Annotated in this window: 16 protein-coding genes and 1 pseudogene; 11 read left to right on the forward strand and 6 right to left on the reverse strand. The window is 41.2% G+C overall.

Features of this window, described 5'->3' with window-relative positions; all coding sequences use genetic code 11:
- Positions 1 to 141: 141 nt before the first annotated feature.
- Both MHN79_RS20505 and MHN79_RS20510 read left to right on the forward strand, forming a co-directional pair.
- Positions 142 to 291, forward strand: a pseudogene (locus tag MHN79_RS20505) (recombinase XerD); the annotation flags it as partial.
- Between the two features lie 319 nt (positions 292 to 610).
- The gene (locus MHN79_RS20510; protein WP_239174817.1) at positions 611 to 1,267 is read left to right on the forward strand and encodes a hypothetical protein; all 657 of its coding nucleotides are present in this window, start codon (positions 611 to 613) and stop codon (positions 1,265 to 1,267) included.
- 108 nt (positions 1,268 to 1,375) lie between these two features.
- On the opposite strand, the gene MHN79_RS20515 is transcribed toward MHN79_RS20510, so the two are convergent.
- The 6 genes from MHN79_RS20515 to MHN79_RS20540 all read right to left on the reverse strand — a co-directional run bounded on the left by MHN79_RS20515 (position 1,376) and on the right by MHN79_RS20540 (position 6,980).
- Positions 1,376 to 2,275, reverse strand: coding sequence for a hypothetical protein (locus MHN79_RS20515; RefSeq protein ID WP_239174819.1), 900 nt, complete (start codon positions 2,273 to 2,275; stop codon positions 1,376 to 1,378).
- A gap of 218 nt (positions 2,276 to 2,493) precedes the next feature.
- Positions 2,494 to 3,219, reverse strand: a complete 726-nt coding sequence (locus MHN79_RS20520) for an AraC family transcriptional regulator (RefSeq protein WP_239174821.1) — start codon at positions 3,217 to 3,219, stop codon at positions 2,494 to 2,496.
- A gap of 310 nt (positions 3,220 to 3,529) precedes the next feature.
- Positions 3,530 to 4,195 (reverse strand): LuxR C-terminal-related transcriptional regulator, encoded by a 666-nt coding sequence (locus MHN79_RS20525; protein ID WP_239174823.1) that lies wholly within the window; start codon positions 4,193 to 4,195, stop codon positions 3,530 to 3,532.
- Positions 4,196 to 4,366: 171 nt separating this feature from the next.
- Positions 4,367 to 5,470: a phosphoribosylaminoimidazolesuccinocarboxamide synthase gene (locus MHN79_RS20530; protein WP_239174825.1), complete on the reverse strand. Its 1,104-nt coding sequence runs from the start codon at positions 5,468 to 5,470 to the stop codon at positions 4,367 to 4,369.
- Between the two features lie 184 nt (positions 5,471 to 5,654).
- Positions 5,655 to 6,029: a hypothetical protein gene (locus MHN79_RS20535; RefSeq protein ID WP_239174826.1), complete on the reverse strand. Its 375-nt coding sequence runs from the start codon at positions 6,027 to 6,029 to the stop codon at positions 5,655 to 5,657.
- Positions 6,030 to 6,272: 243 nt separating this feature from the next.
- Complete coding sequence (locus MHN79_RS20540) at positions 6,273 to 6,980, reverse strand: glycerophosphodiester phosphodiesterase family protein (protein ID WP_239174827.1); 708 nt, start codon at positions 6,978 to 6,980, stop codon at positions 6,273 to 6,275.
- Positions 6,981 to 7,113: 133 nt separating this feature from the next.
- Here MHN79_RS20540 and MHN79_RS20545 point away from each other — a divergent pair, with 133 nt between their 5' ends.
- The 9 genes from MHN79_RS20545 to MHN79_RS20585 form a co-directional block, all read left to right on the forward strand.
- Entirely contained in the window at positions 7,114 to 7,272 is a 159-nt protein-coding gene (locus MHN79_RS20545) for a hypothetical protein (RefSeq protein WP_239174829.1), read from the forward strand.
- A gap of 74 nt (positions 7,273 to 7,346) precedes the next feature.
- Positions 7,347 to 8,120 carry an MBL fold metallo-hydrolase gene (locus MHN79_RS20550; protein WP_239174831.1) on the forward strand — a complete coding sequence of 258 codons (774 nt, stop codon included), beginning with the start codon at positions 7,347 to 7,349 and terminating at the stop codon, positions 8,118 to 8,120.
- A 207-nt stretch (positions 8,121 to 8,327) separates the two neighbouring features.
- A complete protein-coding gene (locus tag MHN79_RS20555; RefSeq protein ID WP_239174833.1) occupies positions 8,328 to 9,089 on the forward strand; it encodes a DUF3450 domain-containing protein in 762 nt (253 codons plus the stop codon).
- Positions 9,090 to 10,439 (forward strand): MotA/TolQ/ExbB proton channel family protein, encoded by a 1,350-nt coding sequence (locus tag MHN79_RS20560; RefSeq protein WP_239174835.1) that lies wholly within the window; start codon positions 9,090 to 9,092, stop codon positions 10,437 to 10,439.
- A complete protein-coding gene (locus MHN79_RS20565) occupies positions 10,439 to 10,996 on the forward strand; it encodes a MotA/TolQ/ExbB proton channel family protein (RefSeq protein ID WP_239174837.1) in 558 nt (185 codons plus the stop codon). Before MHN79_RS20560 ends, MHN79_RS20565 begins: the two co-directional genes overlap by 1 nt.
- Positions 10,993 to 11,397 carry a biopolymer transporter ExbD gene (locus tag MHN79_RS20570; protein ID WP_239174839.1) on the forward strand — a complete coding sequence of 135 codons (405 nt, stop codon included), beginning with the start codon at positions 10,993 to 10,995 and terminating at the stop codon, positions 11,395 to 11,397. The genes MHN79_RS20565 and MHN79_RS20570 overlap by 4 nt, the downstream gene beginning before the upstream one ends.
- Positions 11,397 to 12,014, forward strand: coding sequence for an energy transducer TonB (locus MHN79_RS20575; protein ID WP_239174841.1), 618 nt, complete (start codon positions 11,397 to 11,399; stop codon positions 12,012 to 12,014). Before MHN79_RS20570 ends, MHN79_RS20575 begins: the two co-directional genes overlap by 1 nt.
- Positions 12,011 to 13,186, forward strand: coding sequence for a hypothetical protein (locus MHN79_RS20580; RefSeq protein WP_239174843.1), 1,176 nt, complete (start codon positions 12,011 to 12,013; stop codon positions 13,184 to 13,186). Before MHN79_RS20575 ends, MHN79_RS20580 begins: the two co-directional genes overlap by 4 nt.
- Positions 13,187 to 13,684: 498 nt before the next feature.
- Positions 13,685 to 14,883: Ig-like domain-containing protein (locus tag MHN79_RS20585; protein ID WP_239174845.1), on the forward strand; the 1,199-nt coding region annotated here is incomplete at its 3' end.

Below are 14,883 nucleotides of genomic sequence, written 5' to 3' on the forward strand. Positions count from 1 at the left end.
TTCTATCGACAAAACGAGACTAAGCACTCAACAAAACAAGCCATTTTTCATACTCAAACCAGATTCAAACCTAATAAACTGTGCGGATACACAGCAAGGTAGAGTGGAGATGGCAAGTAAATTTTTAGAACAAAATGTTTTGGTCAAGATATCCGGACAGTTCAAGAATTGCTAGTCCACTCAGATGTGGCGATGACACAAATCTATACACATGTAATTGGTGAGCACTTTGCTGGTACTGTAAGCCCACTAAATAAAATTTCAGTAGAAAACCACGAGGCAAACCGATAGCTCTTGTAATCAACCCAAGTTCACTAAGTTTTAGTCTGAATCCAATCATTAGAAAAACTAAGTCGTATTTGGAATCGAGAGTTGAACAGCGAAAATAGTCTAAATTATTTCGGGGCAAAAATCCGTTATCTCCTTACTTCCTATATTCAAATACATTTGGGGGTGAGTCCCGTTTAGATAGAAGCGATTAGCCCTTGAACAAGGAGACATCACGCTAGGAGCGAATAACAGAAAACTGACAATTGCTGACAAAGGCTATATATAAAAATTATCGCTCTACAATAAGATGCTCCTAGAATCTATGTGTTTTGGAGTTACCTTGAAGTTTTTATTCCCAGTCTTTATGTCAGTGGTGGCCTTGGCCGGTTGTCAGTCTAACCCTGACTATCAAAAGCCTTACGTATTTCAATCTGATTGCCAAGAAGCGAGAGAGGGCAATGTGATGCCATTGACCTTTGTTGTCGATAGAAATTTGTCTCAAGCCAATGTCAATGGTGAGATATGCTCGGGATCGTATCAAGCTTTTGAGTCAATGACGCAGTTTTATCCTGATATCAAACTTCTCCGTTTGCAAAATGTACCAGGTTCACTAGATGATGAAACCAATTTGCGCTTAGCGACTAAGATCCATGATATGGGCATAAGTACCTTGCTTGAAAGTGATAGTCGGGTCGAATCTGGCGGTACAGACTTATTTTTGTCTGGTGTTGAGCGCAAAGTGGATCAGGGCGCAAAAGTTGGGGTTCATTCATGGGCGAGTGATGACGACAATGGCAATCTTGTTGAGGGCGCTGATCTTCCAGCTGAGGACCCACAGCACCAAGAATACATTGACTATTACCACAAGGTTGAGTTGATCAAGCCTGAAGAATTTTACTGGTTTACTCTGTACTCAGCCTCGTCTGATGACATGCATTACTTATCTCAAGATGAGCTGAAATACTTTGGTTTTAATACGCCTACTTTTGCTTTCTAAACTTTTGTTTTCTAGACTATGGCTTTCCTGAGGATGGCTCTTCGAACACTAGAATAAAGGGCAGCTTTTAATCCAAGCCCTTTATTCTAGTACACCAAAGCAAGGCGCTTAAAATTCTTCTCTTACCGTGCTTGCTTTTCTCCAGTTGTAGCTCTTTTTCGTTGTTTTATCAAAATCTGAGTCTAGGCACCTAGCTTGTGATATATAGCCACTTCCACGAGTGACTCCTAAACCGTGATAGCCAAACACCCTAGATTGGGGAAGGTGCTTATTTGCCTCGGTTTTTGCTGTTTTGGCAAGTGGTTCAGTACCTTGTTTTGTTTCTGATATATCACCCGTATTTTCAAATGATGACAGCGTTTCTCTATCAGCACTTTCACAGGCAGTAAGTTTAATTTTTACACCAGGCTTAACTTTATTTTTGACGAGGTGACTGACTTCTTTAATCACGTCAGCGATTGGTCTAGAGCCAGTCTCGGACTGGGTTGTTTGGTATAGCCTAGGCAACCCAGCGGCACCGTGACCGATAACATAGATGCTTTCTATCGTGTGATTGGGTAAGTTTTTGGGGTCGATGACTGAAAGCTGATTAATAGATTGATATTCACCCAGTATTTTGGTTTCTACTGGATATTCGCTGTGCACCGCGTTAACACCGCTTTGTTTGATTGAAGAGGTAAATCTCTTTTCATAATCTGGGCCTTCTTTTAAGCGCCCTTGTAGCTCCTGCTGCTTAAATTCCTTTAGTGAGATTTTCAATGCATCACGCTTGAGAGGGCAGCATATCAGAGGGAAAGGCTCTTTTCCTTTTAATACTCTTGCAGTGTTAATGCCTAGCGCTTGAGCGACCATATCGTGATTATTAAATGGGCTATATATAACCCCTGAAGGAACATTCGTTATTCGTTTAATACTACGAGAGAAACTTTCGAAGTCCTTGGCACTATCAAAAATATTATGAGTTTTTGTATTATAGCTACTTGTTGTGTTGCCTACCTGCAATGGCATAATTTACTTCCAACCATTTATGAATGATGCCAATTTTATCCAATATAAAAATTGTGGCTACTGCGGCTGTCGTAAATTAATACAAATTAATTTCTATATGTTTAAATATCGATTCTATGCCCAAATATGATGACTATAATTCTCTATTTTGTTATTTAAAGGTGTTTGTACATCGGCTATATAAAATGAATTGAAATTGAAAACTAATTTATTGGCGATCAATCAAAATATTGGCTAGGCGTTATTCCAAATCGGGCTTTGAAAGCAGTGATATAGCTGCTGGTGTTAGCATAGCCACAAGATAGGGCGGTGGAGGTGACACTCATACCTTGGCTAAGCAAAGTGAGAGAAGTGATTAATCGAGCTTGTTGTCGCCAAGTACTGAAGTTTATACCTGTCTCGCTTTTAAATACGCGACTTAGCGTTCTCGGGCTAGTTGCAAATTCTGCTGCTAATTCGTTTTGGGATCTTGTATCGTCAGGGTGGGACATGAGCCAATGAGCAAGACGACGTATGTTGTCTTTTTTCGGTAATGGCAGAAAAAGGTCATTTGACTGGCTTGAAGCAATTTCATCCACGAGCACATCGACTAATCGTTGTTGAGGCTCAGTCAGGTCTTTAAAGTTGAAGTTTTTTATCCGCTCAATTAAGGCAGAAATCAAGCTATTAGAAGCGATAACCTTTGCCTGGCTGTTCAGTGATGATACATGGGTGACAGGGAGGTAAATAATGAAGGCTTCTATCTCGGAAACTACACTGGATTTATGCTCTAAATGGGCTGGAATCCAACCAACAGAAGCGGGTGTCATTGTCCACTGTTGGTCAAGGGTTTCTATAGTAGCAGTGCCTTGAGTGAGCCAGTATAACTGAGCCATGTCATGTTGATGCCAATGAGTTTGTGAGTCTGAGTTGTGCTGTATAGATCTTGATTTCACGCTACTCATGATGGACTTTACCGCTATGATTGAAGCCAATTCGCAAAAATAGGTTGGTTTATTATTATGTATGATAATAACAGTGGATTGGCAAGGGGGCATTATCTCTTAGCTTGAACAAAGGCGCAATGGTCAATCTGCGTGTAGTCTTATACGCTTTTTGAACCATACTTAGTGTAAGAGGAAGCTCTCTAATATGATTTTTAACTTCCTTGCCAAAAATAATTGTGATTTTTTGTGGCATGCTTTATTGCATGCCACTTTTTTTAATAAAAAATGTTGATGAAATAAATATAATATTCAGCTTATAAAAATTAGGTTAATTTAAAATTTTATGTCTTATTATGTATTTTGAAGGGACGTATCTATCCCAGCCGTTAGATTTGCAATAATCAATGGCTTGTTTTTGAGAAAATACACCTAATTTTGAGCGTATACTGTCTAAATACTTTCTTACTGTATTAACTTGTAATGCTAATTGGATGGCAATGGTTTTGGTGTTATCGCCTTTTAAGAGAAAGTAAAGGACTTCCCACTCTCGATCAGTCAATATTGAGGTTGGTGGATTTAAGGTAATGGAAATGGGCTTGGAACCAAAAGTGGTAAATATGTCAGTGTCAAACTTCCTAGCCGGCTCAGCCCAAAAGAAAACACCAATAAATCTATCTTTTATATAAAAAGGCTTCTTATGAAATACCCAACCTTCAAGGAGTTTGTTCTTGCCAAAAGGGTGGATTTCGATAGAGCTTTTTGTCTCATTGGTGTCTATCACTAGTTGGTCATGGGCTTGAAAGGCATCTTGGAATTCATGAGTCTCAGTTGGAAGTTCACCGTCCAAGCGCCCCTCAATATCAAAGGACTTAGATAAGTTCTGCATTCTTCGGTATGCGGGATTAATATAAACGAAACGGTAGCTAGGGTCTTTGAGCCCACAAGGCCAATCAAAGCTTTCCCAAAATGCGATTAAATCGGACGATAAAGTCATAGAGCCCTCCTTTACGAGGGATGCTAACATTATGCAACTGATTTAACAATTGAGAGGTGGTTTTCATCGGCGGTAAACGAGATGCGATAAAAGCGTTTTAGTCGATGGAGTCACCCCAACAATAATGGTAACGTTTATTACTTAAAACGCTTTATTTCATCTAATACTCAATTAATCGATTAACCCATATTCATCGCTAAGAATATTAATAATCTCTTGCTTAGGATTATTCGATAACTGAATGGATTTTCCAGTTATCTTTTCAGCGATATTGATATAGGTTCTAGAAATATCCATCAATTCCTCAGAGGGTAGTTCATTATCTCTAGCCAGAGTTTCTCGCTCCGCCATTCGTTCTTTGTTAAGTAGAATGTCTGGGTCCGGGAAGTGGTTTAATAAGAACTGTCTGAAACCTTCCTTTGAGTTTTCAACGATGCGACCATTTTGGTACTCATGTTCATCCCAAATCCGAGAGGAATCTGGTGTTCCGACTTCATCCATATAGATAAGTTTTTCATTACCGGATGCGTCTTCAACATAGCCGAATTCAAATTTTGTATCGACGAAGATTTGATTGACTTCAGATAAAGCTTGGCTAATCAGGTTAAACCCTTCACTAAGTAGTTTTTCGTAGAGTTGAATATCATCGAGGCTTGAGAAGTTAAACGCAGCAAAGTTTTCTTCGATGTTTTTACGAGTAATGTTTACATCGTCAGCTTCTGGTACACCGGGAATGTTTTTTAAGATCCCCTTTGTGGAAGGGGTCATCAATAATTCAGGGAGCTGAGTATCTTTTTTAAGTCCCTCTGGCAGCTCAATACCGCAGAAATTGCGTTCACCTTTTTCATAAGCACGCCACATTGAGCCTGTTATGTATTGGCGACAAATGGCTTCAATCATAATTGGCTTTGCTTTTTGAACTATCCAGACCAAGGGATGAGGGACATCGAGTATATGACTGTCGGCAAGACCATTTTGTTTGAACAAGCTAAACCAATGATTGGAAATAGCATTAAGTGCTGCGCCTTTGCCCGGCACCCCTTTTAATCCGCCTTGGCCGTGCCAAATACAATCAAAAGCTGAGATACGGTCACTGATCACCATGATAGCGAGAGGAGCATCAGGTGCGACGTCATAGCCTTTCTCTTCAATCAGGCGGCGGCTATCTTGCTCGGTTAGCCAGTAAACAGAACGAACTTTACCACTGTGGACTGGTTTGTGAGTACGAATGGGAAGGTCATCATTTGTAGCAAGAACTTGATCAGCAAGAGTCATCTGGATAATCCTATCTGTGTCAGAAATTTACGATTGTAACCGCGCTTATAATCGATTTGGATTGAATCATACCAGAAATAACGCAGGCTGCCACAAAAAAGCAAACGTTTGCATTATGTGCGAATGAATAAAACGGATAAGGTAAGAGGGCTAACTATCCGGTGATACCCATCGGTGTTCGAAGTTAGTGGTAATGCATGTGTCCTTTCTCAATAAAAATAACCTGACAACCATACTCAGCAGCCAAATCACTCAGCATCTTTTGATCAAATGTACTGACTTTATTAGAAGCGACAATCGCACTGGCATTACGTGATTTTATTGCCTTCTCGACGATGGCACATTCACACAAAGTCTTTGAGGGCTTCAAATGAATAATATTTCCGCAGTTCACGTTATAGGCGTTGAAGATATCCAAGCTCGGTCTAGGGCATTCCGCAGTAAACAGAATCCATTGCTTTTGATCGGACAGTCCAGCTAGGCGTTTGATGGATTCACTTTGATCTGCCCAATGGTAGTGTGCTACTGCCAAGCGATTGGTTGAATGTAAATGAAGCATCTATACTGTCCTTATATCCAATACTGTATGTATATACAGTAGTTGTTTTATTTACAAGGATCAAGAGAAAACCGTCATTAGTGATGGTTTTATATTTATATAAATTTGGGTTGAGATTAGGCTTAACCTAATGAATTTTATTAATAATTAAAGAGTTATTAGGACGTTTGTAATGGATGTTTAATAAACAAATATGTGATCTTAACCGGTTTTAATGAATGGTAAATCTCTCGCGTTTTCAGGTTACTGGTCTAAAAAACGCTCTGGGTAATCGCTGAAAATACCATCTAAATTACTAAGGGATTGGATGTCTGAGGGCCTATTTACGGTAAAGCACCAGACTTGATAGCCGTGGTCTTGGAGTTTGTGAACATCTTTTTCAGTTGCAAACCGATAATTGAGGTTACAACCGAATGCCGATATTGTTTCCAACAATTTGATATCTCGGGGAAGCAGTTTTTCTGTGAGTACTGCAATGCGACAATCAGGTAATACGGCGTGCAGCTCGATTAGTGTCCCATGATCAAAACTAGAAAGTAGAATTGAATCATTGCAAAGGGGTGAAGACTCTAAATCATGTTTCAAAAGTTGAGCAACATGCGCTTTATCGTGTCGGTCTACTTTTAATTCTAAGTTGAGTTTTAGGTTTAATTCATCAGCCAGCAAAAGTAATTCTGTTAGAGTCATTATGGGTTGCTGGTCAGGCTGGTCACCAAATTTGGCACCAAAATCAAATTGACGAAGTTCTGCGAGCGTCTGTTCGTCAATGCGTCCGCTGCCGTTACTGCATCGGTCAATGGTATGGTCGTGACAAATAACCAAAATATTGTCTTTGGTTGGTTGTACGTCGACTTCGACCCATTCAAGCCCTAATTTAGCCGCCGCTTCAATGCTGACTTTGGTGTTTTCAGGGTGGTGTCCTGCAACCCCGCGATGACCAATGATCTTCATTATTTTTCCTATATCTAATGCTCAACTGTGTTAGACCACGTTCTAGGTTGGCTTTTCATCGCCATATTAAAGCCAGATCTGACACTATCAGGCATCATAATTTTGCAGATAAGTTAATTTAAGAGTAGCGAAATTGAACGCAGAGAGTAAAGCAACTTGGATGTTAGTTGGGGCAACAACGGGTGCGGTCTTATCTTATTTTCGCTGGTTTTTTATCGAACTGGCGGGCGACTTTAGAGCTTATTTACCTCTAAGTAGCATCATGGATAACTGGTCTGACTTCACGATCTAGAGCTTATAAGCTTCTCAATTAAACATGGGTTGCTAAATTAAACTGGTCAGGGTTTGTTAATACTGTGTTACAACATGAAGCTACATGCTATTAATGGTTACATACAAAAAATTTATCTTGTGGAATATGACGATAAACTTATGCTTTTAGATGGCGCGAGTAGAGCGGATATTCCCTATATTGAACGTTATATTACCGATGAAATCGGCCAGCCTTTTTCAAACCTCAAAGTGGTTATCGTCACACATATGCATCCGGATCATGCTGGGGCCGCGCATAAACTCAGAGATCTAACGGGGTGTGTCTTGGTGTCGGCGAATAAGAGCAAGCAGTGGTATGAAGGGCTTGACGGTATGCTTATGCATTTCACTGACTTAATACTTGCTCGATGGGTGGCAGGAAGACTAAAGAAACCTAAAAGAACACTTTGGTACCCAAGGTACTTACAGCCTGATGTCACACTAAATGATAGTCAGCCTGTGCCTTATTTCGAAGATTGGGTGGTATTGGAAACTCCGGGCCACACAGATCGAGATTTATCTGTTTATCACAAGCAGCAAGATATTCTTTATGTTGCTGACTTAATAGTGAAAGTCAAAAAGCGTTTGATTGCTCCTTTTCCAATTTTTCATCCCAATAAATACCGCCAATCACTTGAACGGGTTTACAGCATGCAGCCTAAAACCTTGTTACTTGCTCACGGCGGTGAAGTAACACTGGATGAAAATGCCTACCAGCACCTTATTAGTGTGGCTCCCTGCACGCCAGCAACGCATTGGAGGGCAACAAAAGTTAAACTTCGCAGCCTTCTTAGCTCTGTATGGTCGTTTGGCTTTGCGGAAAAGTAATAAACCTCTATTTTCATTAGTGTTATTATTCTGTGTCTTGCTTAAAAGTTGGGTTAAAATTGTTCAACTCAGACTATTTGAGAGATTATATTGAGTAATAGACATATAGATGATTGAAATTTTGCACAATCACGTTAACATACGCACAAATGGAAATGAGATTGCGTCTCAATAAATGATTGAGCTGCTCAAAAAAATAGACACATTATGAAACTAATAGCCCCCAGCTTTGTGTTGATCCTTGCATCATTTAGTACCAATACTGTCGCAACAAGCTTTGAAAACGCGCAGTCCATCCAACTAAGTACCAATACGGCTTCGGCATCTAGCCAAAAACGAATAGATACTGTCGCAGAGAACACTCTCATTCTTCAAGGAGATATCGATCAGCTCAAGGAAGAGATTAAAAACTTACAAGTATATCAAAATCACCTTACAGCTCTGATCGAGAGCCAGTCGGAAGAAGCGTTAAACCTAGAAAGTCAAATTGAAGAGATCAACAACACACGTCAAGGTGTCGTGCCTCTTATGTATCAAATGATATCTGGATTAAAAGACTTTGTAGAATCCGACCTTCCAATAAAATACGACACGCGACTAGAGCGTATTTCTAAGCTTGAAAAAATGATGGTACGTGCCGATGTGAGTGATGCGGAAAAGTATCGCCGAATACTTGAAGCGTATCAGATAGAGCTTGATTACGGCGTAAAACTGGGAACTTATCAAGGTAAGATTTCAGTGGATGGAAACTTTCGTCAAGTACAAGTTCTTCACCTTGGGAGAGTTTCTTTAGTTGCACGCAGTTTGGATGGCACTAAGTCATGGGTATGGGATCAATTACAAAACCAATGGCTACAGCTTGATAGCTCCATTAAGCCTGATCTAGACAAAGCCTTTAATGTTGCTACTAAGCAAGCGGCGCCAAGTCTACTCTCATTACCCCTATCACAAACTTTGGAGTCAAAATAAATGAAATCTAAACTAATGATTTTTCTTTTGACTCTATCGGTCTTGCCATTTTCAGTTTATTCAAATAATGACATCGTCAGCAAAGCAAAAGTTGAAAGTGTTAGCCAAGGTCAGCATAACCAAAAACGTGAATCCACATTTCAACAAACAGAGAAAGAGCTTAAATCTCTTAAAGCATCGCTTCTTAAGCAGCGTAATAATATCCAAAAACACAATGATGAATTGGTTTCTGAGTTTGCAGACAACGAAAAAAAGCTTGCTAAATTGGAAGAAAAGCTTCGACTTGAGACGGGAAGCCTTGGCGAAGTGTTTGGAGTCGTGCGACAAAATGCGAAGCAATTAGAATCTGAGTTAAATAGCTCAGTTACTTCTGCTGATGCACAAAATTATAGAGATATTGTACAAAAAGTTGCCGCTGCGACAGAATTACCTTCAATGCAGCAGCTCACTGGGCTATGGAAAGCACTTGAAGAGCAAATACAAGCGAGTAGCCAACTAGCATCCACCCAGGTCAGTTTTGTTAATGGTGCTGGAGAAATACAGAAAGAAACGGCTATTAGAGTTGGCTCATTGGGCCTCGTTTCAGAGGCCGGATACCTGAAATGGAATGCTATCAAAGGTGAGGCGCAGCTTTATCCTAAACAGCCAGAAAATACTCCGACTCTTTCTAAGCTTAGTTCTGGTCCGATGCAGGATACTGTACTGGATCCGACTCGCGGTATGTTGCTTGAACAGCTAGCTCATAGTCCAAGCTTGATGGATAGGGTGAAAGCTGGCGGCGTGTTAGGGCAAGTGATTCTTGGTTTACTTTTGATTGGCATGATTATCGCCTTTTTTAGGGGAATCATCTTATCCAAAGCACGTCAAAAGATTCGAACTCAACTTAAGTCACCTCAGGTACCGGGAGATAACCCTCTTGGCCGTGTATTAGCTGTATACAAAAAAGATAAATGCTTGAGCGTTGAGGCACTTGAACTGCGCTTACTTGAAGTTGTTGTTGATGAACAATCGCAACTTGAAAAGGGACTGTCCATGCTTAAGTTGCTAGCTGCTTTGGCGCCTATGTTAGGGTTATTAGGTACGGTAATCGGAATGATAGAGACATTCCAAGTGATTACCCAATTTGGTAATGGTGACCCTAAAGTGATGGCTGGTGGAATATCTATGGCCTTGGTGACGACAGTTCTTGGTCTGGTTGCTGCTATGCCACTTTTACTAGCCCATAATATCCTGAGTTCACAGGCTGAACTGATTCGTAATACTCTAGAAAAACAAGGTATTTCGTTAGTTGCTCAACAAGCAGAGAAAGACTCTGTCGGCGATGAGGCATCTCTGGAGAGAGTCGCTTAATGGATATATTCATTGCAATGCTGCCCGAGTTTGTCACTGGAAGTCCATGGTTGATATCTTTGCAAAGCTTTATGCAGCAAGGTGGTCAACTACTATGGTGGTTATTTGGGGTGGTGGCTTTATGTTGGATTCTAATGATAGAGCGCTTGATATACTTATTTGTTGAGTTCCCTAAACACAGAGCATCTTGGATTAAAAGCTGGCATTCAAGGAGTGAACAAGACTCATGGTATGCCCGTTCAATTCGTGATGGTTGGTTGGCACAAGCCCACACAAAACTCTACCAAAATATAAATATCATTAAAGTATTGGTGGCCATTTGTCCAATGCTTGGCCTGTTGGGAACAGTTACTGGAATGATCTCGGTTTTTGATGTAATGGCTAACCAAGGCAGCAGTAATCCTAAGTTAATGGCTTCGGGGATCTCGTTGGCGACTTTGCCGACAATGGCGGGTATGGTGGCAGCTTTATTTGGCATGTTTTTCCATGCTCGTTTGCTCAAAGCCTGCCAAGTAAGAGAAGTGAAATTAGAAAAATCGTTAAGGAGTCAGCGATGAGACTGGGCCGACGTCATCATAAACAAGAAGAAGCTCAGGTTGATCTGACTTCTATGCTTGATATCGTGTTTATCATGCTGATTTTTTTCATTGTGACCAGCTCTTTTGTCAGAGAGTCTGGGGTTGAAGTTAATCGTCCGCAGGCTAGCAGTGCCGTTAGTCAGAAAGATGCGGGTATCTTCATTGCAGTTACCTCTTCTAACGATATATACATAGATAAGAGAGTGGTTGATGCAGAGCGGGTTCAAGCGGCGTTGGAGCATTTACTGTTGGACAAGCCCGATGCAGCTTTGGTTATTCAGGCTGATGAACATGCTTACAGTGGAACTGTGGTTAAGGTGATGGACGCAGCTAAAGAAGCAGGGGTCAAGAATATCGCACTCGCAGCGGAGAAAAAATAATGGTGCGCTGGATTGTCGCTGTTCCAATCGCTGGATTATGCACTTTAACAGTATTCACATTAATGGCTTGGATGGTCAATATTAATAATAGGCAGGCTCCAACTGATGAAGCACCGTTGAGGTTTGATATGCTTGTTGTTGAGAATGACTCTAATACCCAACGTCGACAGCGAAGTGTTCCAGAGCAACCCAAAACGCCTCAAATGCCAGAGCAGCAGCCTGTATCACGTGTTGATAATTCAATAGCGAATATCTCTGATATGCAGAGTCCATTACTTGGCCTTGATACCAGTATTCAAGGTTTAGCCATTAGCGCGCCGGAGTTTGGTGATTTTGGTGTTCAGCAGCAAGTCATGCCTCTCTATCGAGTTGAGCCTCGTTATCCCTCCAAAGCTTTAAAGCGTAAGGTGGAAGGCTATGTTCAGGTTATGTTCACTATAGATGCAACCGGAAAGCCAGTTGATATTCAAGTTCAGAAATCAGAGCCCAAATATATGTTTGACCGAGAGGCTATTTATGCGATTAAGAAGTGGAAATATCAGCCAATGATTGTTGATGGTAAGGCTGTGGCTCAGCAGGGCCAGACGGTAAAATTGGAGTTTACATTATCAAAATGATTAAACAATGTGCCTTGATTACAGTATGCCTTATGTCATCTCTTGCTGTTTCTGCTGAGCTCAGTCGTTACACAGCTGGACGCCTTCAACAGGCCAACCAGCTAGCGCAGGACGAAAAATTCAAGCAAGCGATCACAGTTTTACGCGAGACCAATACTTCGTTTGATTACGATAAAGCGTTTGTAGCAAGAGTTATGGCGGTTTTTTACTGGCAAGATGGTCAAACAAAACATGCGATTGAGCAAATGGACTATGCCGTTGCTAGCGGCCTGTTAAAAGATGAACAAGCTTGGGTAAGTGAACGCATGCTTGCCGATCTCTACTTAACAGAGCGCCAATTTAAGCAAGCACTAAAGCATTACTACCAACTGGTTGAAATGGTGCCTAAAGATCATCAAAAAAATGATATTTGGCTACGTATCGCGCAATCTCATTATCAGTTGGAGCAATGGGGCGATGTGGTCATATCGGTCAAACGCTATTTAAACTATGATGTGCAAGACCGCCTGCAACCGCTATCTCTGATGCTAGGTGCTCAGTTAGCATTAAATCTTCCACATGATGCAATAGTTACATTGGGCCAGTTAATAGAAATAGAGCCTAAAAAGCTGCAGTGGTGGAGACAATTATCCACGTTGCAAATGCAAGTAGGTAAAGAAAAACAGGCCCTTGGGACTTTGTCGCTTGCTAAGCTTAACGGCCTAGCATTAAGTCAAAATGATCGCCGAATACTTGCTCAGTTATATGCCAAACAAGGTATTCCAGAAAGGGCTGCGATCGAAATTAGTCAACTAAAGGATGCTCAGACAGACATTCAACTACTTGTCGAGCAGGCCACATATTGGCAACTGGCGAAACAGTGGGACACGGCAATTTCGATCTGGAAGAAAACAGTGCAAACGGCTCCGAAATACAATTGGAACCTTGCGCAGCTTCTTATCCAGCAAGGATATTATCAAGAATCTGTTTCGGTTCTTGATAAAGTTGAGGGAAGGCGGGCGGCTGTCGCATTAGCGAAAACTCGTGTGTTCTATAAACTCGAACAGTTAGGCAAAGCTTTGTCTCAAGCTAAACGGGCCGAACAGCTTGAACCTTCAAGTCAAGCCAAAAGTTGGATAAAGTTTTTGTCTCAGCAAGGTGCAGCCTCAAACCTTCCAAAAACAGAAGCATAAATAAACGGAGAGTGTAGCGTGCTCTCCTTCTATATGTTTTTAAAAACTTGGTCTGGTGAGTTATTTCAAATGTTACACCTAGTGTTGAAGACTACTTTGTCAAAGGCAACATTAGAGTCTGTTTTCACACATCTTCGTATTTTACTCCAAACAAATCCGCGCGTCTCACTAATGAGAATCATTAGATTCAAATAAAAATGAAAATAGCACTTTTATAGAGTCACTACTAAGCTGATAGTGAGTAATTGTATTTGTTTTGTTTATATATATTAAAAATAACTTACAAAACATATGTATGTTATCAGTTGATCGTTATGTCTAGGACCTGTGTTTGACATCTCGAATATGAAACTTGTTTGCTATTAATTGCTAGCTTATTCAATCTGACTAGGTTTGAATAGCTGGTATTTAAACCAAAGTCGGTTCTTTAGAACCAACGCTTTTAACGACTTCGTTCGGTTTTTTATGTCCGCAGGGAGCGTTAGTAGAGGAAGTATAATGAGTGTTGAAAAGTTGATAGTTGCTGGCAATCTAGCTGCGGGTGAGACAATAGTTATCGAGAGAGACGGTAGTGTTCGATTATTGGACGGTAGTGGTACTGTTGAGTCTGGCGAACTGGTCCTTTCAAACCCTAACCCTAGCGAGCCAAATCTAAACATCGGCTTAGCAGATGACGGTAACGATATACAAGATATCACCAGTGAAATTGATGAGATTTTGGCAGCTCTTGAGGAAGGGCAGGATCCAACAGAGTTGGGGGATGAATTTGCAACGGCTGCTGGCGGTCAAGTTGGATCAGGTCCGTCAGGAATTGAGTCCATACTGAGAACTGCCGAAATAACAACGCCAAGAACAGATTATGAAACATCTGGGATCTTCAGTCAATTTGGGCTAACCACAACACAAAGCCTCACCCTCCTCAATCAGTTTCAAGCGTTTCAACAACCACCGCCCTTCACAGATACTAACAGCAACCCCATTGGTGACGACCTTTCGTTCGTAACTAATGAGGATACATCGGTGAGCGGCCAAGTGTTTGCAACAGACCCAAACCCTGACGACATACTTGCTTTTTCAGTAACTAGTCAGCCATTGAACGGAAGCGTAGAGCTAAACTCAGTGTCTGGAACTTGGACATACGTACCCAATACCAATTTTGATGGAAACGATACTTTTATCATTACTGTCGATGATGGTAATGGAGGGACCGACACTTTATCAGTTGATATTGAGGTTGTTCCTATTCCTGAAGTTTCGCTAATAGGTCCTTCATCGTTAAACGAAGGTGAAAACGCTAATTACGTTATTGAGTTTGATAAGCCCTCAACCCAAGTTACCAGCATAACCCTCTCTATTTCCGCGAGCACTGCTGAACTTGAAGATTTGACAACCGTCACTGTAACAACTCCCGACGGCACTATCATTAGTATTGGGCCCGATGGTACGATCGAAGTTCCGATTGGCGTTACGTCTTTGGATGTGTCGATAGGAACCATAAATGATACGGTATTTGAAGGTAATGAAACGTTTCAAGTCGGTGTGACTTCAGGGTTTGGTACTCTGGGCGACGGTGAGCAAAACACTGTCATTCTTGATAATGACACGCCAACCTTATCGGTGAGTACAGAGACGGTCATAGAAGGTCAAGCGGCGCTGTTTGATGTGGCTTTGTCGAATGACGTGGACGGTGACGTTCG

It is taken from the genome of Vibrio sp. Of14-4, assembly GCF_022347625.1.
GTDB lineage: Bacteria > Pseudomonadota > Gammaproteobacteria > Enterobacterales > Vibrionaceae > Vibrio > Vibrio pristinus.